This is a genomic window from Nonomuraea sp. 3N208, from assembly GCF_052245935.1.
GTDB lineage: Bacteria > Actinomycetota > Actinomycetes > Streptosporangiales > Streptosporangiaceae > Nonomuraea.
Genome location: NZ_JBQQBR010000044.1, coordinates 20,581 through 42,716, shown reverse-complemented (window position 1 = coordinate 42,716; position 22,136 = coordinate 20,581). Strand labels below are relative to the sequence as shown.

The 22,136-nt window shown below is 68.0% G+C and carries 20 protein-coding genes and 3 pseudogenes; 13 read left to right on the top strand and 10 right to left on the bottom strand.

The genetic code is table 11. The features are described 5' to 3' along the window. Nucleotides 1–5: 5 nt before the first annotated feature. Nucleotides 6–587: a TetR/AcrR family transcriptional regulator gene (locus ACTWPT_RS46985; protein ID WP_443184039.1), complete on the bottom strand. Its 582-nt coding sequence runs from the start codon at nt 585–587 to the stop codon at nt 6–8. 90 nt (nt 588–677) lie between these two features. Here ACTWPT_RS46985 and ACTWPT_RS46980 point away from each other — a divergent pair, with 90 nt between their 5' ends. From ACTWPT_RS46980 to ACTWPT_RS46960, 5 genes are all read left to right on the top strand, one after another. After that, nucleotides 678–1,538 (top strand): NAD(P)-dependent oxidoreductase, encoded by an 861-nt coding sequence (locus ACTWPT_RS46980; protein WP_443184038.1) that lies wholly within the window; start codon nt 678–680, stop codon nt 1,536–1,538. 958 nt (nt 1,539–2,496) lie between these two features. After that, complete coding sequence (locus ACTWPT_RS46975) at nt 2,497–3,069, top strand: ATP-binding protein (protein ID WP_443184037.1); 573 nt, start codon at nt 2,497–2,499, stop codon at nt 3,067–3,069. After that, nucleotides 3,015–3,779 carry an alpha/beta fold hydrolase gene (locus ACTWPT_RS46970; protein ID WP_443184036.1) on the top strand — a complete coding sequence of 255 codons (765 nt, stop codon included), beginning with the start codon at nt 3,015–3,017 and terminating at the stop codon, nt 3,777–3,779. Before ACTWPT_RS46975 ends, ACTWPT_RS46970 begins: the two co-directional genes overlap by 55 nt. Before the next feature lie 21 nt (nt 3,780–3,800). Next, nucleotides 3,801–5,075, top strand: a complete 1,275-nt coding sequence (locus ACTWPT_RS46965; RefSeq protein WP_443184035.1) for a cytochrome P450 — start codon at nt 3,801–3,803, stop codon at nt 5,073–5,075. Then, complete coding sequence (locus tag ACTWPT_RS46960) at nt 5,072–5,770, top strand: IclR family transcriptional regulator (protein ID WP_443184034.1); 699 nt, start codon at nt 5,072–5,074, stop codon at nt 5,768–5,770. Before ACTWPT_RS46965 ends, ACTWPT_RS46960 begins: the two co-directional genes overlap by 4 nt. 682 nt (nt 5,771–6,452) lie before the next feature. On the opposite strand, the pseudogene ACTWPT_RS46955 reads toward ACTWPT_RS46960, so the two are convergent. The 3 genes and pseudogenes from ACTWPT_RS46955 to ACTWPT_RS46945 all read right to left on the bottom strand — a co-directional run. Then, a pseudogene (locus ACTWPT_RS46955) lies at nt 6,453–6,839 on the bottom strand (transposase family protein); the annotation flags it as partial. Next, a complete protein-coding gene (locus tag ACTWPT_RS46950; protein ID WP_443184033.1) occupies nt 6,835–7,089 on the bottom strand; it encodes a hypothetical protein in 255 nt (84 codons plus the stop codon). The pseudogene ACTWPT_RS46955 and the gene ACTWPT_RS46950, both read right to left, overlap by 5 nt. Before the next feature lie 53 nt (nt 7,090–7,142). Continuing rightward, nucleotides 7,143–7,712 (bottom strand): TetR/AcrR family transcriptional regulator, encoded by a 570-nt coding sequence (locus tag ACTWPT_RS46945; protein WP_443184032.1) that lies wholly within the window; start codon nt 7,710–7,712, stop codon nt 7,143–7,145. Nucleotides 7,713–7,809: 97 nt separating this feature from the next. Here ACTWPT_RS46945 and ACTWPT_RS46940 point away from each other — a divergent pair, with 97 nt between their 5' ends. Together ACTWPT_RS46940 and ACTWPT_RS46935 are read left to right on the top strand one after the other, a co-directional pair. After that, a complete protein-coding gene (locus ACTWPT_RS46940; RefSeq protein WP_443184031.1) occupies nt 7,810–8,844 on the top strand; it encodes an aldo/keto reductase in 1,035 nt (344 codons plus the stop codon). 328 nt (nt 8,845–9,172) lie between these two features. Further along, nucleotides 9,173–9,484, top strand: coding sequence for a hypothetical protein (locus ACTWPT_RS46935; protein WP_443184030.1), 312 nt, complete (start codon nt 9,173–9,175; stop codon nt 9,482–9,484). 125 nt (nt 9,485–9,609) lie between these two features. On the opposite strand, the gene ACTWPT_RS46930 is transcribed toward ACTWPT_RS46935, so the two are convergent. From ACTWPT_RS46930 to ACTWPT_RS46920, 3 genes are all read right to left on the bottom strand, one after another. After that, on the bottom strand, nt 9,610–11,616 hold the full coding sequence (locus tag ACTWPT_RS46930; protein ID WP_443184029.1) for a hypothetical protein: 2,007 nt from the start codon (nt 11,614–11,616) through the stop codon (nt 9,610–9,612). A 170-nt stretch (nt 11,617–11,786) separates the two neighbouring features. After that, nucleotides 11,787–12,329 (bottom strand): NUDIX domain-containing protein, encoded by a 543-nt coding sequence (locus ACTWPT_RS46925; protein WP_443184028.1) that lies wholly within the window; start codon nt 12,327–12,329, stop codon nt 11,787–11,789. Between the two features lie 100 nt (nt 12,330–12,429). Further along, entirely contained in the window at nt 12,430–13,077 is a 648-nt protein-coding gene (locus tag ACTWPT_RS46920) for a dihydrofolate reductase family protein (RefSeq protein ID WP_443184027.1), read from the bottom strand. A gap of 650 nt (nt 13,078–13,727) precedes the next feature. Between ACTWPT_RS46920 and ACTWPT_RS46915 the strand changes: the two genes are divergently transcribed. After that, entirely contained in the window at nt 13,728–14,033 is a 306-nt protein-coding gene (locus ACTWPT_RS46915) for a winged helix-turn-helix domain-containing protein (protein ID WP_443184026.1), read from the top strand. A 108-nt stretch (nt 14,034–14,141) separates the two neighbouring features. Then, nucleotides 14,142–14,324, top strand: a complete 183-nt coding sequence (locus ACTWPT_RS46910; protein WP_443184025.1) for a DUF1731 domain-containing protein — start codon at nt 14,142–14,144, stop codon at nt 14,322–14,324. A 142-nt stretch (nt 14,325–14,466) separates the two neighbouring features. Here the strand turns inward: ACTWPT_RS46910 and ACTWPT_RS46905 are convergent, their stop codons facing one another. Further along, nucleotides 14,467–16,215 carry a right-handed parallel beta-helix repeat-containing protein gene (locus ACTWPT_RS46905; RefSeq protein ID WP_443184024.1) on the bottom strand — a complete coding sequence of 583 codons (1,749 nt, stop codon included), beginning with the start codon at nt 16,213–16,215 and terminating at the stop codon, nt 14,467–14,469. 26 nt (nt 16,216–16,241) lie between these two features. On the opposite strand from ACTWPT_RS46905, the gene ACTWPT_RS46900 reads away from it, so the two are divergent. Beyond that, a complete protein-coding gene (locus tag ACTWPT_RS46900; RefSeq protein ID WP_443184023.1) occupies nt 16,242–17,102 on the top strand; it encodes a TetR/AcrR family transcriptional regulator C-terminal domain-containing protein in 861 nt (286 codons plus the stop codon). 61 nt (nt 17,103–17,163) lie between these two features. Then, nucleotides 17,164–17,346, top strand: a complete 183-nt coding sequence (locus tag ACTWPT_RS46895) for a hypothetical protein (protein ID WP_443184088.1) — start codon at nt 17,164–17,166, stop codon at nt 17,344–17,346. A 74-nt stretch (nt 17,347–17,420) separates the two neighbouring features. On the opposite strand, the pseudogene ACTWPT_RS46890 reads toward ACTWPT_RS46895, so the two are convergent. Continuing rightward, a pseudogene (locus ACTWPT_RS46890) lies at nt 17,421–17,784 on the bottom strand (transposase); the annotation flags it as partial. A gap of 239 nt (nt 17,785–18,023) precedes the next feature. On the opposite strand from ACTWPT_RS46890, the gene ACTWPT_RS46885 reads away from it, so the two are divergent. Then, nucleotides 18,024–18,929, top strand: coding sequence for an IS5 family transposase (locus ACTWPT_RS46885; RefSeq protein WP_443184084.1), 906 nt, complete (start codon nt 18,024–18,026; stop codon nt 18,927–18,929). 303 nt (nt 18,930–19,232) lie between these two features. Here ACTWPT_RS46885 and ACTWPT_RS46880 read toward each other — a convergent pair whose 3' ends face one another. Then, entirely contained in the window at nt 19,233–21,407 is a 2,175-nt protein-coding gene (locus ACTWPT_RS46880) for a hypothetical protein (protein WP_443184022.1), read from the bottom strand. Nucleotides 21,408–21,525: 118 nt separating this feature from the next. On the opposite strand from ACTWPT_RS46880, the pseudogene ACTWPT_RS46875 reads away from it, so the two are divergent. Beyond that, nucleotides 21,526–21,924: pseudogene (locus ACTWPT_RS46875) on the top strand (IS5 family transposase); the annotation flags it as partial. Nucleotides 21,925–22,136 lie beyond the last annotated feature (212 nt).

Genomic DNA, 22,136 nt, shown 5'->3' with positions numbered 1-22,136 from the left:
TCAACTCATCGGTAGGAGTCGATAAGCCGTGCGAGGTGCCTGCCGGCGATCTCCAGCGGCGCCTCGCTCTGGGACACCTGCGCCGACAGCTCCGCGCCCTCCAGCATGTTGATCACGCTGTGGGCGAGGTCGTGCGCCACGTCGTCGGCGAAGCCGGAGCGGGTGAGTTTGTCGCGGACCAGCGTGCGCCAGTTCTCATAGGCGTCCTCTGCGGCCTGCTGGATCTCGGGCACCCGGCCGGCGCTCTCCAGCGCCGTGGTGGTGACGGGGCAACCGTCCAGCCAGCCGGACGCGCGCAGCCCCTTGGCCAGGTCGCGGGTGCAGGCGACGATCGCCGCGGCTGGATCGTCGTCCGTGTCGAACGCCGCGCGCAGGAATTCCGTGAACTCTCTGTCCCCGTGGCGGATCGCCTCGACCGCCAGTTCCCGCTTGCCGCCAGGGAAGAAGTGGTAGACCGAGCCGAGTGTGGCCTGGGCCTCCTGGGAGATCTGCTTGAGGCCCGTCGCCTCGTATCCCTGCCGTTGCATCAGTCGGGAGGTCGTACGGACGATCCGCTCCCGGGTGCCGATCTCGTGCTGGGTCCGCATGGCCCCATCGTACTAGGTAGAGCGTTCGTTCTAGCGTGTGCTAGCGTGCCTCTAGATAGAGCGTTCGTTCTAGTCTTGAGGAGTGCGTGGATGAAGTCTGTGACGGTGATCGGGTTGGGCCCCATGGGGCAGGCCATGGCCGGTGCCTATCTCGACAGCGGCTACGAGGTAACCGTCTGGAACCGAACGCCTGCCAGGGCGTACGACCTGGTGGCGCGGGGCGCGAGGAGGGCTGAGTCCGTCGAGGCGGCGCTCACCGCCAACGAGCTGGTGGTGCTGAGCCTGATCGACTACGACGCGATGGACGCCATCTTGGCGCAGGCCCCGGGGGCCGCCCTGGGCGGACATACCCTGGTCAACCTCACCTCCGACACCCCGGACAGGGCACGTCAGGCGGCCGCGTGGCTGGCCGAGCGCGGGGCCGTGCAAATCACCGGTGGTGTGCAGGTGCCGCCTCCGGGCATCGGCACGCCTGATGCCATGACCTACTACAGCGGCCCGAAGGACGCGATCGAGGGGCGCAGACCCGCGCTGGAGGTGCTGACCGGGATCGAGTACCTCGGCGAGGACCCCGGACTGGCGGCGCTGTACTACCAGATCGGGATCGACATGTTCTGGACGGCGCTGGCAGGCTACCTGCACGGCCAGGCGGTGGCGGAGGCCAATGGCATCTCGGCCGAGGATTTCCTGCCACACGCGGTGAAGACCATGGACCTCCGCTATTTCCTGGAGTTCTACGCGCCACGCATCACCGCGGGCAACCACGAGGGGGACGTCGACCGGATCTCCATGGGCGCAGCGAGCATGGAACATGTGCTGCACACCACACAGGCATCCGGCGTTGATGACTCAATTCCGGCCGCCGTCCTGAGGATCTTCCGCCAAGGCATCACCTCCGGCCACGGCCAGAACAGCCTCACGAGCTTGATCGGCGTGCTGAAGCAGCGCTGACGTATCACCGGTCCAGCCCCAGGAGAGGGCCTCGACGCTTCCATGTGCGCTTGCCTGCTCGGGGGGAGTGTCAACTTAGTTTTACAGTCCCCCACTGGCGACTCCCACCGCCTCGCCGAGGCCCTCGCCGGCAAGGGCGCGGTTCCCTTGCACTGACACCCCCAACCCCTCAGGAACACCACTGGCCGCAGGCATGGATTTCTGATCGCCACCAGCCCGGACAACCAACGACTGGCTGGCCGGGGTGAGCGTGCCGTCCTCATCCCGCATCGTGGCGTTCCTGGTGTCCTACCTGCGGGGCAAGGCCCCGCAACGGGCACCCCCAGCGGCCGCCGGCCTGGCGGGAAGCCCAGCGCACACGAGCGCACCAGGCGCGGCGCGCCGGTCGTGGCGGCCGCCCCCGCACCCGCACACCGTCCGACATTGACGGCCCGCCGCCCGGCCGCGCGGCCGTGCGCAGCCACCCAGCCCGGCCCCGACCACATTCGCCGCCGCCCTAGGGCATCGCCAGCCGAGCCACCTGGACACGACCGTCACCCTAACTCCGTGCCGCGGTCGCGACGCTCGCTTCGCGTTTCGCTGCCGACCTCACGGACCAACGCTGACAGCGATGTCTTCGGCATGCCACCCCACAGGAATGTCTCCGGCATACCGGCCTCAACACGAATGATCCACATTTTGTGCCATTCGCGTTGACAGCAGCCTTATTCCGATCGATGCTTTCTTCGCTGCGCGCCCATCTTTTGACCATCATGCCCAATATTTGGGCATCCCGGGGAGAAGTTCACGCCGTGTTCGCGATGCATTGCCTGAAACCCGAGGTCGGACCTGCCGCCGCCTTATCAAGGCGCCTCATGGAGAGTGGCGCGGGCCCGGGAGCCACCAAGGAGAAAGGCGTCGCGCGGTGCCGTAACGGCACGCCACCCTGCCCTTCACCGCCAATCGGAGCGAACACGCGATGACCGTCGTCACCGACCTCACGAGCAGGCGGCTTTCCGGCTGGTGCGATCTGCCCTGCTCCCCGATCGCGTCATCAATCGCTCGCCGCTGGGTGTCGGCGATGCTCGCCTCCTGGGATCTGCCTCTCTGCGCCGCCGTTGAGGCGACGATCATGGAGCTGACCAGTGAGTTGGTCACCAACGCGGTCCAGCACGCGACCCCTCCCGCTCGGGGATCCTCCGACATAAGGATCAACGTGCGGGCGGGGAACACCACGGTCTGGCTGGCGGTCTGCGACACCGATCCGACCCTCCCCACGCAGCGAGCCCCTGACTTCCTCGCCGAAAGCGGGCGTGGACTGTTCCTGGTGGAGGCGCAGGCCGACCAGTGGGGCGCCGTCCGGCACGAAGCCGGCAAGTACGTCTGGTTCAGCCTGGAGTGCCTCGGCGACGCCCGACGGGCGGGCGAGGTGCCGCCTGGCAGGACATTCGCTGAGCGTTCCCCATCCGGCGCCACGAACACGAAGGAGAATCCCTCATGTCCCCCGTCGTTCTTCCCCACGACGTCCACGGCTCCGGGCCACACCGCGTAATCGCGTTGCACGGCTGGTTCGGAGACCGCGGCTCCTTCAGGAAGATCCAGCCCTACCTGGACAGCGACGCCTTCACCTACGCCTTCCCCGACTACCGGGGGTACGGCGAGGCCCGCGACCTCACCGGCGAGTACACCCTCGCCGAGATCGCCGCCGACGTGACAGCACTCGCCGACAAGCTGGGCTGGGAGACCTTCTCCCTGGTCGGTCACTCCATGGGCGGCACGGCGATGCAGCGGGTGATGCTGGACGCGCCCGGCCGGGTCCGCAAGCTCGTCGGCATCTCTCCGGTGCCGGCCTCCGGCGTGCCGTTCGACGACGACGGGTGGGCGCTGTTCTCCGGCTCCGCCGAGGAGCCCGCCAACCGTCGTGCGATCATCGATCTCACCACCGGCAACCGGCTTCCGGGCACATGGCTCGATGAGATGGTGGACAACTCGCAGCGAAACTCCACGGTGACCGCCTACCGGGCCTACCTGGACGCCTGGGCGCGCACCGACTTCCACACCGAGGTGGCCGGCGCCGCCACGCCTGTGCTCGTCATCGCCGGTGAGCGCGACCCCGCACTTTCCGCCGACGTCATGCGGGGTACGTGGCTGCAGTGGTACCCGAACGCCGAGCTGCTGACATTCGCAGACGCCGGCCACTACGCGATGGATGAGACACCGTTGGCCCTGGTGTCCGCCATCGAACGTTTCCTGTCCGCCTGACGATCTCCAGATGGGATGTCCATGACCGACACAAACACGACGGTCAACGTGTTCGACCCGCGCATCTACACACAAGGCATCCCGCATGAGACGTACCGCTGGCTGCGCGACCACGACCCCGTGCACTGGCAGGAGGAGCACGAAGTCGGTGACTGGCCGGCAGGGCCCGGGTTCTGGGCGGTGGCCCGCCATGCGGACGTCGTACGCGTGCTACGCACGCCGATCGAGTACAGCTCCTGGCTCGGCGCCACCCAGATCCGTGACCCGGACCCCGCCGACCTGTCGTTCATCCGGCGCACGATGCTCAACCTCGATCCGCCGGACCACGGCCGGCTCCGGCGGATCGTCTCCGGCGTGTTCACCGCCGGGCGCATCGAGCGCTTCACGACCGGCATCGCGGCACGGGCGCGTCTGCTCGTCGACGAGATCGCTGAGCGAGGCGAGTGCGACCTGCCGGTGGACGTGACCGACGACTACCCGATCCACAACCTCGCGGATCTCCTCGGCATCCCCTCCGCCGACCGCGGCCAGATCCTGGAGTGGACCAACCGCGTGATCGGCTACCAGGATCCTGAGCACGCGACAGTCGTTCACGGCCCGGACGGCAAGCCGGCCAACCCGCGATCCCCGGCCATGCTCACCGACATGTTCGAGTACGCTCACTCCCTCGCCGCCTACAAGCGCCGGAATCCGGCAAGCGACGTCATGACCGCGCTCGCCACAGCGGAGGTGGACGGGCAGCGTCTCACCGATCCCGAACTGTCGATGTTCTTCTTTGTCCTGGTCATCGCGGGCAACGACACTGTGCGTTCGGCCCTGCCCGGCGGGATGCTCGCCTTGCTCGACCATCCCGACCAGCATCGTCGGCTGCTCGATCAGCCTGAGCTCCTCGACTCGGCCATCGAGGAGATGCTGCGCTGGCATCCCCCCGTCCTCAGCTTCCGGCGTACCGCTGTACGCGACACCGTCCTGGCCGGGCGGCGCATCGCCGCGGGCGACAAGGTCGTCGTCTTTCACGGTGCCGCCAACTTCGACGAGCGGCAGTTCCCTGACCCGATGCGTTTCGACATCGCACGCCGACCCAATGACCACATCTCGTTCGGGGACGGCCCGCACGTGTGCCTCGGCTCCCGTTTCGCCCGGCTGCAACTCCGCGTGTTCTACCGGGAACTGCTCTGGCGGCTGCCGGACGTCGAACTCGCCGGACCACCGGTCCGGCTGGTGTCGAACTTCATCGGCGGCATCAAGCACCTGCCCGTGCGCTACACCCCCGTACCTCGCCAAGGCGTCCAATGACCGCGGAGCAACACAGCACGGCCGCCTCCATGGCGGGCTCGAAGACGATCGACACCGGACTGCGACTCCTGGAGATCCTCAGGGACCATCCGGACGGTTTGACGATCACCGAACTCGCGCAGCTGGCCGGGATCCATCGCAACGCCGTCTCCCGCCATCTGGCCGCCCTCGGCAACCACCGGCTGGTCGCACGGATCGGCACCCGCTACACCCTCGGCCTGGGCATCGTCGAGCTCAACGCCGCCGTGCAGCACAGGCTCCGCAGCGCGGCCGCCTCCGCGCTCCAGGTGCTGGCCGACACCTGCAACGCCACCGCTTTCATCACGGTGCTCGACATCGACGAGAGCCAGGCGGTCGTGCTCGCAGTGGCCGAGCCGCGCGCCTCACAGATCCACGTCAGCTATCGCGCCGGCACCCGGCATCCCGCGAACCGCGGCGCCTCGGGGATCGCCATCCTGGCCGGCCGCCCGCCCTGCCCTGGCGAGCGCCCGGCGATAGCCGAGGCCCGCGTCACCGGCTACTCGGTCACCGCGGGTGAGCTACAACCCGGGGCGTGGGGTGTCGCCGTCCCGATCACCACGCCCGGGCGACCGGCTGACGCCAGCGTGGGCGTGGTCACCATCGGTGTGCGCGATGAGAGCACGATCGTCCCACTGGTGCTCAGCGCCGCGACCGAGATATCGCGGCTCCTCTAAGCGTGACAGAGCAGGCCGTCTCGCCCTGCACCCCCATCGAAGAGGATTCAAGGGCCGGCTCTGCATGCTCCGCCGACCCGCACCTGGCGTTGATCGCCAGCCGTCGGTTCGACGAAAATCTAGCCGCCGACTAGCGACGCCTTAGCGCCCCACTAGCGCCCCGCTAGCGCGGCGGCCATGCCGTTCGGCACACCTTGCGCACCTCTTCCGCAGCGGTCTCGAAGGCGTCGACGGTCGCGCGATCACCAGGTACGGCTCTGCCTAGCGCAAGAGACAGAGGTACCCGCGCTCGGTCCCGCCGTCCGCTCGGACGATCCAGCGGCCGGTCTCGAACGCCCCACCTGACCAGGGGCCCTTCTTGCGACGGCCTGGTCGAGTGTGACGAGTGCCCATGCGGTCCTCCTGGATCACGGAAAATACCTTCCGCTCGATGCCGCCGTTGAGGATGGAGTACGGAGGCTGCTCGGTGCGGAACCGGGTCAGGACGCGCCGCTCGGAGCTCAGGCCTGTAGCCGTCCGAGTCCGTCCATGCTGGGCATGTCCTGCGTGCCGATGACGGACTGCAATTCCAACTGGGTGGCGCCCCCCGCTAGATCACGGCTTTACCTCTTGCTCTGCTGTGCGCACGAGATCATCTCAATGAACCTTTCCCTGTAACCGCTGGTTGCGGTTCGTGATCGCCTTACACGGTTCGTCCGTGCTTCAGTTGAAGCAGGACGAGGGCTGCGGCGGCGATTTGGGTGATCCGGCGCGGGTCGAGGCTGACTCGTCGTAAGGCTTTGAACGTGGTCTTGAGCAGGGTGTTTGCCCGTTCGCCGATCCCATGTATGCCTCGTATGAGCTGGTTGAAAGCGCGCTGCGGCTCGGTGAGTTCGCCGTCCTTGGGCTTCTTGAACGGCTCCTGAACACCTCCCTGGCCCCCTCGTAGCCCAGGTGGGTGAGCGTGATCAGGCCGGTCTCGGTCGCGGTGAGCGACAGGGCCTCCAGCATGCCGTGGGTGCGGGCGCAGGTCATGTCGTGTTCTCGGCCCGGCCCGGACTGCCGACACCCAGATCGGCCAGCCGTCAGGCTTCATCGGCGGTAACGTCCTGGCCATCGTGCTCCGGAGCATGCACCGGCGCGTCGGACTTTCTCCGAAACTCGGGCGAGCGCTGGTCACGGTTGGGGTGATCGGTCTGGTTTCGATGGTGGCCTACTTCGCCGACCTCATTTCCGGGGGCGACGTCCTCGTCGAACGCGGCGCCGTCCATCCGTTCCTGATCGGCCTCATCTGCGCGGGGAGTTTCATCTGGAATCGCCGGTCCCTGGACAGGAGCCATGAATCGTGGTCGCGGCGAAGGAGCGAGTCGCGTTCTGGTCCGTCGGCCAGGAGCTAGCGGGGGCGGAAGCCGTCAAAGAGAAGGGCAAGGGCGGTGGATTGCAGGTCGGCGGGCCACTGATTGCGTTCAGCGGCCATGCAGATGGCGCTGAGCAGCGCTAGGACTTCGGGCATGTGAAGGTCCTGGCGTACGGCTCCGGCCTGCTGGGCGTGGGTGAGCAGGGCCTCGATGGCTTCACGCATCTGGCGGCGGATGTCGGACAGGCCGGCCTTGTGGTCGATGCCGGCGTCGGCCAACCCGTCGGCCAGGGTCTTCTTCTGCTTGGCGTTGTCCACGATGCGGGTGAAGAAGCCGAAGAAGGCCGCCCCCGGATCGTCGGTGGTGCGCAGAGTGTCGGCTTCGGCGATGAGACGGCGCATGCGCTCGATGATGATGGCCTGGTAGAGCGCTTCTTGGGTGGGGAAATGCCTGTAGATCGTGCCCAGGCCCACTCCGGCGTGCTTGGCGATGGTGCGCATCGAGGCCGACAGGCCCTCGCGAGCCAGGATCTCGTCGGCTGCCTCCAGTACGCGGGCCTGATTGCGCCTGGCGTCGGCGCGCAAGGGTTTGGCCTGGTCGCTCATCGTCGTCCTTTCCGCGGGCATTGACATGCGGAACGCTTGTTCCGTATGTTAACCGGAACAAGCGTTCCGATCATAACGCTGCGAAAGGGTATCCCCGATGGAGTACCAGACACTCGGCCACTCCGGCCTGAAGGTCTCCCCGGCCTGCCTGGGGACGATGAACTTCGGCACCACCGGCGGTGTGGGAAGCTGCGACGAGCCGGAGGCCCGACGCATCGTCGACACCTTCCTCGAACTCGGGCACAACTTCGTAGACACCGCCGACGCATACACCGGCGGCCAGTCCGAAGAGATCCTGGGCCGGGCCATCAGCGGCAAGCGACCCTTGGTCGTGCTGGCTACCAAGGCCTACCTGCCCACCGGCCCAGGGCCCAACGATCGAGGACTGTCCCGGGTCCACCTGACCCGAGCGTTGGAGGCGAGCCTGCGCCGGCTCGGCACCGACTACATTGATCTCTACCTGTGCCATCAGTGGGATCCACACACCCCCATTGAGGAGACCCTCGCCACCCTGGACGGCTTCGTGCGCGCGGGCAAGGTGCGCTACCTCGGCTGCTCCAACTTCACCGCCAGCCAGATCGTGGAATCCCGCTGGGCCGCCGAACGTCTGGGCCTCACCCCCTTCATCGTTCTCCAGCCGCAGTACTCGATGGCGGCCCGGGCAATCGAGGCGGAGATTCTGCCCGCATGCGAGCGCCACGGCTTGGGCACCATGATCTGGTCGCCACTGGCCGGCGGGGTGCTGGCCGGACGGTACGCCCGCCACGCCGTCCCCGCTGCCGACAGCAGGATGGGTCGGCTACTGGCTTCACCCGTGCCGATGGCCCGGACCTGGGCCGAGGGGCTGCTCAACGACCGCACGCTGCACATCGCTGATGAGGTCGGCAAGGTGGCGGCCGAGTTGGGCACCACCTCCACCGCCGTCGCCCTCGCCTGGGTACGGCAGCGCCCGGGGGTGACCTCTGTCATCATCGGCCCACGCAATCTGGACCAACTCCACGGCAACCTGGCGGGCTTCACCCTCGACCTTCCGCCAGACGCAATCGACCGGCTCGACGAGATCTCCTGGTCCCCCGACATCACCGCGGTTACCGGGATGAGCCTGGGCCAGCACCAACAGCCACACTCCTGATGCGTGACGCTTTCTGCGATTTTGCATGCGAAGTGTGATGTCTTGGGCACGGTGTGCTTGAGCGGCAATCGACGTTTCTGCTCGGAACACTCTGTCGGCAGGGGCCAATTGCGAGCAAATTACCGTATGTAAACCCAGTCAAAGACGTTAATGTCCAGCCAGGACCACTCGGGAGAAAGGGAGCGCGACGTGTACACAACCGTCCTCTCTGCAGCGCTCTCTGGCGCCTCGGTCGGCCAGTTGAGGCACTGGAGCGCCACACAAGGTTCTCTACTCCTACAGGGACGTGGTCGCACTCCGATCCATCGTCTACCTGCGAGAGAACGACGTGACGTCGCTGCAGAGCATCCGCAAGTCGATCAAAAACCTGCGGACTCTGGGCAAGGTCGAACACCAGTCGCAGTACAAGCTGGTGCGCAGCGGGAGCACCATCGTTCTCGTAGACGGTGAAGAGGCCATCGATCTGCTGCGCCAGCCGGGCAACATCGTGCTCGCCGGTATGGCGGATGTCTTCCGAGAGTTCGATGGGCGCGTGGGACATGTCCTGCCCTTCCAGCAGCCAGTCCCGGGAGTGGTCGTCGATCCGGAGATTCGGAGCGGCTTCCCCGTGGTCGAGGGACCGAGCGACCGAGTTGCTTGATGAAGATCCTTCTCGATGAGAACCCCGGCGCTCCCCCTTCCCGTCCTGGAGGGTCGCTGCGCTCAGCTGCCCGGGCCAGGGAGAAGCCGGGGCTCAACGGTCCTGGCAGCGTCTTGATCCTGAGATCAGCGCCTGCGTTTCTTGCCATGACCGGAACGGCGGCCGCGCGCCCCCGGCCGAGGTCCTTCGATGAAGCGGAGCCTGTGGGAACGAGCACGCATCGGCTCGGCCACCAGCTTGCGTAGCTCCTCCATGCCGACCGTGGCGGGATGACCGGATTGCGTCACCACCTCGATGATCTGTGGCGCCTCTCTGCCCGCCATCTGGCTGAGCTGCGTCACGACCTCCTCTGGACCAGCCAGCTCCAGCAAGTTGAGCAGGCCTTCGGTCATGAGCAGGAGTTGTTCTGACGAGGACAGATCGTCGGGTCCCACGGCTCCGGCGTCGTGCAGCAGGGTGATGGCGATGGGGCCGAGCACGCGGTCCCCGCGCATGCCGGCGAGGAGCGACCGGCCGTCGGGATAGGCCCCCACAAGAGTGGTGAGCATGGCGGACGCGCGGGTGCGGAACGGGCAGGCCCGTATGGCGTCCAGCAACGGCTCGACGTCCCCGCCGTGTGCCGCGAGCCAGCCCTCCAGCTCCGTCCTCGCCTCCTCCTGCGGGTAGTGCTCCGCGAGCACGCCGAGCAGCTCGCCCGGCGCCGCCTCCGCCAGCTCTCCCACCAGCGGTGCGTCCCGGCCCTCGGCGAGCATCCGCTCGCGCACGCCCCGCATGCCGAGCGGCGTCAGGCTCACGAGCAGGCCCGGCTCGGTGAGGATGGCACGCAGCCGGGTCCGCGCTTCGGGTGGCAAGGGCTGTTCTTCGTCGTCATCGCCCAGGTCGCTGAGGTAGAGGGCGTCGGCGACGCCGTGGCTCAGTTCGACGGCGCCGAGGTCGGCCAGTGCCTCCAGCGCCGCGACCAGGTCCTGGTCGACCTTCCGCCGCCACAGGTCGTGCGGCCGATCGTCCAGTTGCAGGTATTCGTGGCAGGCCAGCCAGACCGTCTCCTGGAGGCGGACCACGGGGACCCGGCCAAAGAGGCCGTACACGCTGTTCAGTACGTCCGCCATCACCTCGTCGAAGACCTCCGCCAGCAGCGACTGGACGTCCCACCCCGAGGCGGAGGCGCCGATCAGCGGGCCGAGGTCGAAGAAGACCTCGAAGGCCCGCGACCACAGCCGTTCCGGGTCACGCAGCAAGGGTGCGGCCTTGGCTACCCGCAGGAGGCGACCTTTGCTCACGCGGACCAGGCGGGCGCCCTTCGCCCATTCGACGAAGAGGTGCACTTTGGGCATGTGCGTGGCGCTGCGGACCTTGAGGTCCTGTTCGCCGGTGCCGAGGAGCTCGGCCAGCTCGCGGGCGTCGGCCACGCGGAGGTTTCCGGCGGTGGTCATTGGCCGGCCCTCCGCTCCGGCCCAGTCGGCCAGCACCGCCAACCTCCGTACGGTCTCACTTCGCGCCGCGGCCGCGGCGATCTCCAGTGCGGGCGGCAGGACGATGGGCGGCTGGGGGAACGCCCGCTCTTCGTCGGGCCCGATTCCGAAGAAACGTGCCTCCACCACCTTGTCGAGCACGTCGGCGTCGTACGCCACCCGCCCCGCGTCGACGTCACGCTGGAACTTCGTCAGGGCTTTGTGATCGCTCGGGTCGACACCGTTGTCGATGGCCACCTGCGCCCAGAACCTCGCCAGCCCTTGGCGGTGCGGGTCCTCCAATGCCGCCGGATATTCCTTAACAGCCTCGGCCACGGCCTTCTCCAACGCGTCCGTCGTGGCGCCGCGCGGGTCGCGAATGCCGGTCGCGTCGAGGTAACGCAGCAGCGTGATCAGGCTTTCCGGGGCGGCGTCGAGGTCCTCCCGGGGTGCGGCTACGTACCGGGGGATCCACTCCAGCAGGAACCGCCGCACCTGCGCGGCATCCCAGAAGGCCAGCCGTCCGTCTCTGCTGCGATGGCGGGAATCCAAGGCCGCCGTCAGCACCAAGCCGGCGGCGGCCAGTCCGCGGTCCCCGGCCCAGTCCCGGCAGCGGCGGATCAGCAGATCCTTGGCCGCCTCGAACTCCTCCTCCTGGTCCGGCTCGAAAAAGGTCCGCATGATTCCCCACAGTGGTTCCGGCTGTCCCGGGGCTTGAAGCCGCGCGGGCCGATGACCCTCCATGATGGACCATCAACCCGCTGTGCGCGCCCTGCCGGGAGAATGATCATCGGCCATCGACGGCGACACGCCGACCGCCATCGCTCCGGGGAAGTACACACTCGTCTACCTCATCCGCGAAGATCGGCCATGGCAAACAGCACGCGGACATGACCGGCAAGAAGGACAGCCACCGCATCAGGTAGCAGGTTCAAGCCGGCAACGGCGTCACGCGTCAGCGGTGTGGTCTGCAGGAGGTATTGGCCCCGGGCGGGATCGTTGAACTCCGGGCCGGACCGCGCCCCGATATCCCAGGCGTCAATGCGCGCCAGGAAAATATATTGCCGCTGCCCAGGCACACTGCCGTCGATGTGGATGAGGGAGTGAATGACGGCCTGACCGCCGAGTTCTTCCTCGATCTCGCGTAGCAGCGCCGCCTCGAGGCTGCGGTCGCTGTCTTCGACACCGCCGCCGGGCAGGACGGAGTAGAACGCATGTCCTGGCCGGATTCGCCCGATGGTCGCGGGCGGGTGCCCCACTTTCATCAGGGCGAGGTCGCCGTACGTGGTCGTGTGACCCGGCAGGCCGATCGTGCCCACCCCCGCTCTCCAGTTCGTCCAGACGACGTCCCCGAAGGACAGGCCGTTCGGCTCCACGCAGTGACCGGCCGTCATGAACAGGTTGTCGGTTTCCGTCCCTTGGTCTCTCTAACGCCAGGACCTGGGCCTGTCTGCTAGTGCGGGGATAGTCCGGACGCCCGGGTTCTCCCCTCATTCAGGTCGTGGCGGTCTCGTACTGCGGGCGACCGGTGGTGCGGTAGGTCTGGATCGTCAGCCCCTTCGGGGTGGACTGCAAGTCGATCAGCTCGAGTCCTATGTCCGGGCCGGTGGCGGGGAAGAGCCGCGTGCCCTGGCCGACGACCACGGGATAGGTGAGCAGTACGACCTGGTCGACCAGCCGGTGGTTGAGCAGCCAGCGGATCAGGGTGCCGCTGCCCCACACTTGCAGCTCACCGCCCGGCTTGATGGCTCTCAGCTCGTCGATGGCGCCCGCGATGTCACCGGACAGGACGGTCGTGTCCGGCCATTGCGGGTCGGTGAGCGTGGTCGAGGCGACGTACTTGGGCCGCGTGTTCAACGCCTCTCCGACGGGGTTTCCCGGATCCATGCCTGCTCCCCAAGAGCCGGCGAAGATCTCGTAGGTCCGCCGCCCGAACAGGAACGCGTCGGCTCGCTGGAAGGCCTGGCTGATGAACGTCGAGGCCTCATCGTCGAGCAGTGGCGGGGCCCATCCGAAGCGCCCGAATCCGCCGCTGCCATCCTCGTCCGGCGCGCCGGCTTCGCGCCGGGTCCCTGCATCAATCCGTCGATGTCCCTGCGTCACTCCGTCGACGGAGACGTTCGTGACGGTCGTCAGTTTCATGGTCGCAGTTCCCTTCGCGCTGGGTCGTCGTTGGGTACGACCGGCCCGGGGCGCCGATCTCATCGGTCGTGCACGATCTGCCGCGAGTCGATGGATACCCCCACTGGGCACAACCGTCCCCTAAATCACACACCGCGACGCGAGGGTGGGGGCAAAACACCACGCTGTCGAAGCCATCGTGTCGATGGTGGTGATCCGGTGCGGGAGGAACTGCGGCCGGTCCAGCTGATAGCGCGGTCTCACCAGGGTTACTCATTCATCCCTCGACACTTGAACGACAGTTGAGCACTCTACAGTTAGTCAAGTAGATGAGCGGGAGGAAACATGACCGAGGCATGACGACTTGTCAGCGGAGGCCGCCCTTCGTGAGGTGGACCGCGCGCAGGGTGCGGTACGGAAGTCCAGTCTCCGGGGCGCACGGTTCTTCCTGGGGATGTGGCTCGGGAACACCGCCTACTGGCTGACCACGCTGCTCGGCCCCGAAGCGATCAAGGACTACGCCATCTGGATACCTGCTGCCCTCGTCGTGGCCGGTGCCCTCTATATGGCCCGCCAGCGGGCCTACGGTCGGTTGCAGTTCCGGCTCTCGCGCTCCGTCACCTATGCCTGCTGTATGGCGCGGTGCGCATATTCCGCTCCGCGGAGGACCGGTGAGCCATCCACGGCACGCGCTCGACGAGATCATCCACGCCCCGGTGCGCCTGTCCATCATGGCCATGCTCGCGGCGGCGGAAACGGTTGAGTTCGGCCTTCTGAGGGACACGATCGAGGTCAGCGACTCGCTCCTGTCCAAGCACATCAACACGCTGGAGAAGGCAGGCTACGTGCAGGCGACGAGAGGCTTCGTCGGCAAACGCCCCCGAACCTGGCTGGCATTGACCGACGAAGGGCGCGACGCCTTCCAGAACTACACATCCATACTTCAGCAGATCACGAAGGGCACCCGTCGCGCTTGAGACACAGAAACGACTGGCTGTGGCAGGCATGTTGGGCGGCGCGGCGCCTACAACCTGGTCGCGCCCCAGGAGGTACGGAGCCGGCAGTTCGCCGAGACACTGGCCCAGGTGGTCCATGCGGATCCGCCGAGGCCGACGCCGGCCGTGCTGGCGCGCCTGTTCGTCGGAGCCGGCGCCGACATCATCCTGGGCGGCCGACGGGTCGTACCCGCACGGCTGACCCAGGCCGGATACGAGTTCATCCATCCGGACCTGCACGGCGCCGTGCAAGCCTGCGCCCAAGACGGGTAGCAAAGTCCCGCGTGCGCGGAGAGCATCCTCCGGTCAACGTGTGGAGCTCTCACAGCCACGTCGCCCCCACCTGCGTGAGATCGTCCACACGAGAGGCGCACCCATTCGGGCTCGGGCTCACGGACGATCTTGACTCAGCCGACTACGCCTGCACCGCACGGCGCAGCCCCGCCCGTGCGCGGATGCCGGCGGTGGCCGCCCGCAGTTCCTGCTCGTCGGCGATCGTGCGGTTGCCCTCGTAGGTGACGCCCGCGGGCGGATCGTCGCTGCCCAGCGGGTCAGCGTCCCAGAAGTTGCCCCGGTAGACAACGTTCTCCAGTGGCGGATGGACGGTCAGGACGGCGGTGCTGTCCGCGCGCGTCACGACGTTCTCCTCGACGGTCACCCACGCGGCGCCGTAGTCGGTGTAAAGCCCGAAGTTGTACGGCGTCCGCGTGTCCTCGATGACGTTGCCCGCGATGACGGCCCCGGTCTCGGCCGACGACCCCTGCGGGTGGGACAGGTAGATGCCGCCGCCGTCGGCCAGCACCTGCATGGTGCCGGTGGTCAGGTTCCGCAGAATGCGCGTGCCCTCGCCCGGTCCTGCCACGATGCCGCAGTGGGGCACGTCCGCCACGTGGTTGCCGACGACCGTGCACCTGCGCGTACCGGTCAGCGCGATGCCCGGGGAGCCGGAGTGGTCGAGCCCGACGTGGTGGATCCAGTTGTCCTCGACGAGGACGTCCTGCCCGTCGCTGACGGAGATGGCCGAGGCCGAGAGCGTGTCGAAGTCGCACCCCCGCACGCTCAGACCCGACCCGCCCGACAGCCCCAGCCCCGTCGCCCCTAGCCTGGTGAACCGGCAGCCCTCGACGCGGACCTCCGCGGCCCCGTCGAGCACCACGCACGCGGGCACGGTCTCGGATCGTCCCGGCACCGTGACCCAGGCCTGCCCTTCGACCACCGTCACCCGCTCGATCGGCCCGCCCTCGTAGTAGCCGCTGCCGTGATAGTGCAGGAACCCTCCGGTACGGCTGGGCCGCAACCAGGTCGCGTCGGCGAAGCCGAGCCCCAGGAAGGCGACGTCCCTGGCGTCTCGCAGGTGCACCAGGGTCTCCAGGACAGGAGCGACGACCCGGGTGCGGCCGGGCTGCTCACCCGCGCGCGGCAGGTAGTGCAGGGTACGGCGGGAGCGGTCGAGCGCGAACGTGCCCGGCTCGGTGAGGAAGCTCGCGTCGTTCTCCACGCGGGTCGGCAGACCTGGGCCTGAGGAGGTCTGGCCCTCCCAGGTGGAGTTGTAGAGGGCGTAGGCGCGCTCGAAGGCGGGCTCCGCCATGCTGATCCTCACCCCGGCCCCGACGCCGGGGCTGCCGGCGACGGCGGTGACTCCGATGCGGGCCTCGGTCCAGGGATAGAGGCCACGGTAGACGAACTCGACGTCGGCCGGGCTGTGCCAGCCCAGCGGCTCCGTGCTGTCCGTGACGTAACCCGTCTCGGAAACGCTCACCTCGCCGGGCAGGGCGTCGAGGGCGGCCCGTTCGGCCCTGCGCCCGTCCACGTAGAGCTGGCGGGTGTCGAGGTCGCCGACGTCGGCCAGCCACCGGCCGCCCTCCTCGCGCCAGCCGGTGATCTCGCGGCCGCCGCTCAGGGTCACCTCTTCCTGGTGGGCCGTGCCGTACCCGTGGGCCTGGTAGGTGGTGCCCGAGTCGGCCTCGGTCAGCTCCAGGGGCCGGGTCAGGACGTGCGTGCCCGCCCGCAGGTGAACGGTGCCCCCGCCGGCTGCCCTGGCTGCCTGGGCGGCGCGTTCGACGGTGGCGAAGGGGTGCTCCGCCGTACCGGGGGCCGAGTCGTCGCCGTCTACAGCGACGTAGAAGTCGTTCATGAGAACCGCCTCGATGTTTATGGTGTACATGAGGTATAACACCGTAAACTAGCGGCATGCAAACGGGGGAAGATCCGGACCGCAAGGTCGAGCTGCTGTGGCGGGATGTCGAGCGGGAGCCGCGGCCGGGGCTGAGCGTGGGGCGGATCGTGGCGGCGGCGATCGAGCTGGCCGACGCCGAAGGGCTGGCGGGGCTGTCGATGCGCAAGGTCGCCGAGCGGCTGGGGTTCACCACGATGTCGCTCTACCGGCACGTGCCCGGCCGCGACGAGCTCGTGGACCTCATGGTCGACGCGGCCCTGGGCGAGCACCGCCCGCCCGCGCCCGCGCACGAGCCGGGTGGCGGGTGGCGGGTGCGGCTGGAGGCGAGCGTGCGCGCGGGCTGGGAGCTGCGCACCCACCACCCCTGGCTGGCCGAGGTGCGCGGCAGCAGGCACGTCCCCGGCCCCAACGCCCTGGCCGTCTACGAGCACCTGCTGAGTATCGTCGCCGAAACGGGACTCCCGCCCGCCGAGGTCATCGCCGTGGTGGACCTGATCGGCCGCTTCGTGGAGGCGGAGTCGGTGCGCCTGGTGGAGATCGCGGAGGCCGAGCGCCGCAGCGGGGTGAGCGAGGGCGAGTGGTGGGGCGCCCGCGACACGCTCTATGACCGGCTCTACGCCTACCCGACCGTGACGCGGCTGTGGCAGGAGGGCGGCTGGGACCGTCCCGAGGACTCTTTCGAGTTCGGCCTCGCCCGCCTGCTCGACGGCGTGGAACTGCTCATTCAGCGGCGTGATGAAAGTCGTGACGAAACGGTGGCCTGTCCCATCTGCGGCAAACCCGTGGAGCAGCCCGCCTCCGGACGCCCACGGGCCTACTGCTCACGCGCCTGCCAGCAACGCGCCTACAGAAAGCGGCGCTCAAGCTCCGGCTGATCCCACGGGCGGAGCCTCGGTCTCAGGCGCCCGCGACGCCATGTTCGCCGCACGAGCCGCGATGACCGCGACGAAGGACATGCACCGCGCCACCACCTTCGAGGCCGCCAACCCCCACTCCATCGCCCGCCAGGAGTTCGCCACCATGGCCCAAGCCGCCGACGAGTGCATCACCAAGGTCGCCGGCATCGACACGGTCGGCGGCCAACCGCCTGGACCGCAATCATGGCGACCGTACTGCTGAGCACGAGCGCTGTAAGCGCACCCGCACACGCCGACAAACCACCACCTCTTCCAGTGTGCCGAGCTGGCCTCACCGACATTGCCGGAGGTCTTCACGCTCTGCGCATCGATGATCGCCGCGGTGGGCGCGGGCTTGCGCCCCTTGGCGACGCGGACCTGCTCGCGGAGCAGGTCATGGACCGCTTGGGTGGTGCCGTCGGCCTGCCACTTGGCGTAGTAGTCATAGACCGTCTTGTACGGCGGGAAGTCATGCGGGAGGCACTCCCATGGGATCCCGGTCCGGCACATACAAGATTGCATTCACGATTTCCCGCAGGTCGTGGACCCTTGTTGCGACACCGGGGCCCCGACGAGCAGCCCGCCATGCCATCAACGTCGGTTCGATCAACGCCCAGCGGGCATCGGACAGGTCGCTGCGATAGGGACGCCGAGACACCATGTGATGATCAACGACGCAGCCATCCCTCCGACACGGACAGATCGTTACGAAACAAGATCAGATGCCCTCTGAGTGGGTATCTGATGATGACCTGTCATAGTTCGTCCCGATTTTGTCCTGGCCCGAGATATAGGGATTGAGGGCATTCACCGCATTCAGCCTCCCCGAAGAGGGGCCATCGAGCTGGCATTTTGTCTGATGAGACACCTCCTGCCCGTCCGATCTCGGGATGCCCTCGAATCGCCCAACTCGACAGATGCGGGCCTTCTGATGCGACAGTTGCTAGCACGAGGACTACGACCTCACGCCGTCCATACCCCTCGGATCTATCCGATGCCCGCTGGGCGTTAATCGAGCCGACCCTGAGCGCCTGGCGAACCGCACGCATGCAGGCCCGTGCGCGGGCCGGGATCACCGTTGCAGACCCGTCGACCAGCCTGCGCGACATCTTCGACGCCATCCTCTACGTCAACCGCACCGGCATCGCCTGGAAGCACCTGCCCCACGACTTCCCGCCCCGCACGACCGTGTACTACTACTTCTCCGCCTGGGCCAAGGAAGGCATCTTCGACCGGTTAGGCACCGACCTGACCGGCCTGGCCCGCACCAAGGAAGGACGTAAGCCCGAACCCAGCGCCTGCGTCATCGACAGCCAGAGCGCCAAGACCTCAACCAACGTCCCACTCGACACCCAAGGCATCGACGCCGGCAAGAAGATCGTCGGCCGCAAACGGGGAATCCTGACCGACACCCTCGGTCTGCTCCTGGCCATCACCGTCGTCGCCGCCGATCTGTCCGACAACGCCATCGGCAAGACCCTGCTCACCCAAGCCAGCCGGACCTATCCCACGATCACCAAGGCCTGGGTGGACACCGGCTTCAAGAACGCCGCCGTCGAACATCGCGCCCGCTTGGGCATCGACGTCGAGGTCGTTCCACGGCGCTCAAACCAGCCCGGACTTCACGTGGTCAAGCGCCGCTGGGTCGTTGAACGCACCCTGGGCCGGCTCATGCTCCACCGCCGGCTAGCCCGCGACTACGAGACGCGGCCAGACCACGCCGCAGCCATGATCCGCCTGGCCTCCATCGACAACCTCGCCCGACGCATAACGGGCGAATCCACCCCAACCTGGCGATACACGTAACCGGCAATCAATCACAAACTTCGCACTTCAGACGCCCTCTCAGGCCCGGGCCGGAGGCCGGGTCGGGCGGCCCGGGGGCGGCGTGAGGGCGGGGCGGCGTGGGGTCGGGCGGCGGGGTCTGGGGCCGGGCGGGGTCGGGGGTTTCCGGGTGGGGTTCCGGGGTGGCCAGCTGTCGGGTGACCGCCACCCGATGACGACCAACCGCCGGTGACCGCCACCCGATGACGGCCAGCGGGGCGGCGGCCAGCGGGTGACGGTCAGCGGGTGGCTGGTGTCGAGGTAGCTGGTGTCTCGAGGTGGCGGCTAGCGGACTGCTGCGATGATCCGCCCCGCCTCCCGAGCCGTGATCAGCCCAGAAGCCGCCAGCTCCGCACTCTTCCTGGCCACATGGGTAACCAGCTGCCCACCGGAATACTTCTCGTCCTCGATGAGATCCTCGACCGTGCAGCCATCGGCCCGGTACCGGTTGGCGACCCCGCTGTCCCGATCCTTGATCGTGACCGTCGGCGACAAGTCCGAACGCGGACAGGCATCGACAGGCGGCGTGTAACGCAGCAGCCGAGCACCACCCTGGATGGCACCGTCGGCGTCCTTCGTGCCACTGCGGAACCAGACGTTACCGGCCCCGTCCTGCGCACTCCGGTGAACGCCCGACTCCACCGCCACCGTGACCTCCTTCGACAGCGGGTCGATCCGCAGCAGCTTCCCGTCCAGCGCGGCGTAGACGTGCTCGTCCGCGTTGAGGTGCAGCTCGTCGGGCACGCTGCCCGAGCCGGTGCTCAGCTTCACCCGTCGTACCACCTCACCGGTGGCCGGGTCGGCGAGGAAGAGCGTGCCGTCGGCCAGGCCCCACAGCAGGCCGTCCGGCCCCTCGATCAGCGAGGTGATCGTCCGCGCGCCCGGGACGGGGGTGTACTCAGCGCGCTTGGCGCCGGTGGCCAGGTCGTAGGTGAACAGCTTAGTCTCGGTCGCCCTCGGTGTGGTGCCGCCGCCGCCGTTGATCGACGTGCCGCCCCACAGCGTGCCGCCCAGGACGACCAGGGACGTGACGCCCTGGTCGGTGACGGGCGCGCGCAGGACGGTGTGGGTGCGGGTGGTCTCGTCGTAGACGGTGAGCGCGCCGCCCCACAGGCCGTAGTCGGGGGTGCTGCCGATGTAGACCTTGCTGCCGGAGGAGGCGAACGCCACGGGGCGGTTCTGGCCGTCGCCGATCAGGCGGAACAGCTCGCGCGGGTTCGTGCCCGACACGAAGGGCTGCGCCGGGTCGTAGTGCATGATCGAGCCGTTGGGGTAGACGCCGAGGTAGAGCTTGCCGTCCTTCCAGAACCACCCGTCGGTCTGCCCGGTCCGGCCGAGCTGGGTGACCGTGCCGGTGGCCGGGTCCAGGACGGCGAGGTTGCCGTTGATGAACAGGTTGGTGTAGATCCTGCCGTCCGGCCCCGCCGTGATGTTGGCGATGTCGATGGGCTGGTGCGGGAAGGGCAGCTTGAAGCGCTCGGCGGCGCCGGTGGCCGGGTCGTAGGAGAAGGCGTCGCCGCCATAGTTGCCGATCGCGGCGTAGAGCTTGCCGTCGACGAAGCCCCAGCCGACCGCGGGGCCGCCCGCGTTCACCGGGCCGGGCACCGGCTCGGGCCGGTCGGCGGCCAGCTCGTAACGCCACAGCGCGCCGCTGGAGGTGAAGTAGACGTAGCCGCCGGCGGCGGTCTTGGTGGTGCCGCGCGAGTTCATGGTGAACCCGTCGGCCAGCACGGCCCCGGTGTCCGGGTTGAGCACGAGCGCCTGGTTCTTGCTGCGTTTGACGAAGAGCTTGCCGGCCACGAGGTTGATGTCGTAGGGGTAGCTGGCGTCGCCGCGCAGGGCCTCGGGCCAGATGTCGCGCTTCTCGCCGGTGGCCAGGTCCAGCCTGATCAGGTGGCCAGCCGAGCCGATGGCCGCCCACAGCAGCTGCCGGTCGGTGTCGACGGCGACGTCCACGGTGTACTGCTGGCCGGGGAACATCGCGCCCAGGTCGCGGAAGCCGACCGACGGCGAGTAGGAGAAGGCGTGCGCCCCGGGGTAGGTGCCGCCGTAGACGGTGCCGTCCGCCCCGGCCTGCAGGCCGTAGGCGTACGTCTCGCCGGGCACCACCTGGCCGAGGTCGGTCGCGACGTCGGCGCCGGGCTTGAAGGAGTAGAGGTGGCCGTTGGGATAGGTGCCAGCGTAGACGGTGCCGTCGGCGGTCTGGGTGATGCCCCAGCCGCCCGACGAGCCGGGCAGGGGCACGGTGTCACGCAGCTCGCGGGTCACCGGGTCCACCTCGGCCACAACGCCGGGGGTGCCCATCTGGATGGCGAAGACCGCGGGCCGGCCGTCCTGGCCGGTGCCGAAGTGGCCCTCGTGGACGGTGAGCGCGGCGGACTGGACACCGAAGTCGGTGACGGTCCCCTGGACCGGCGAGGCGGCTAAGAAGGTGGACAGCACGACGGAGAGGATGCGCATAGCAAAGGGCATAACGGGCCGGACCGTAATTGTCAACGGTCCGGTCCTAGCAAAATGATCTAGGCCGTGTCCCGCGACGCTGCCGGTCGTTGATCTTCGTGTGAAGAAGGGCGAGCAACTGCCGTGGATCGTGCCGGACAGTCTGTGGGAACGGATCGAGCCGCTGCTGCCGAAGGTGGAGCGGCGCCGACGTCATCCCGGACGTAAGCGGCTGGATGACCGGCTGGCGTTGCAGGGCATCTTGTTCGTGCTCTACACCGCGATCCCCTGGGAGTTCCTGCCGCAGGAGCTGGGCTTCGGCTCGGGGATGACGTGCTGGCGGCGGCTGCGCGACTGGCACGCCGCTGGCGTCTGGGACCGGCTGCACCAGCTCCTGCTCGCCGAGTTGCACGCCGCCGGCCAGCTCGACTGGTCCAAGGCGGTGATCGACAGCTCACAGGTTCGGGCGCTCAAGGGCGGCCCAAAACCGGCCCGAGCCCGGTCGACCGCGCCAAACCGGGCTCGAAACACCACGTCATCACCGAAGGAGGAGGCATCCCCCTCGCCGTCTCCCTTGCACTGGTTCCGCCGCCTGCGCATCCGCTGGGAGATCCGCGACGACATCCACGAAGCCTTCATGACTCTCGCCGCAGGGATCATCTGCTGGCGACGCCTCGTCCGCTGATCTTTCTGTTAGGACCTCTTAGAGGCATTGACGTACTTTCGGTCCATACCGATATTCTCATGGGT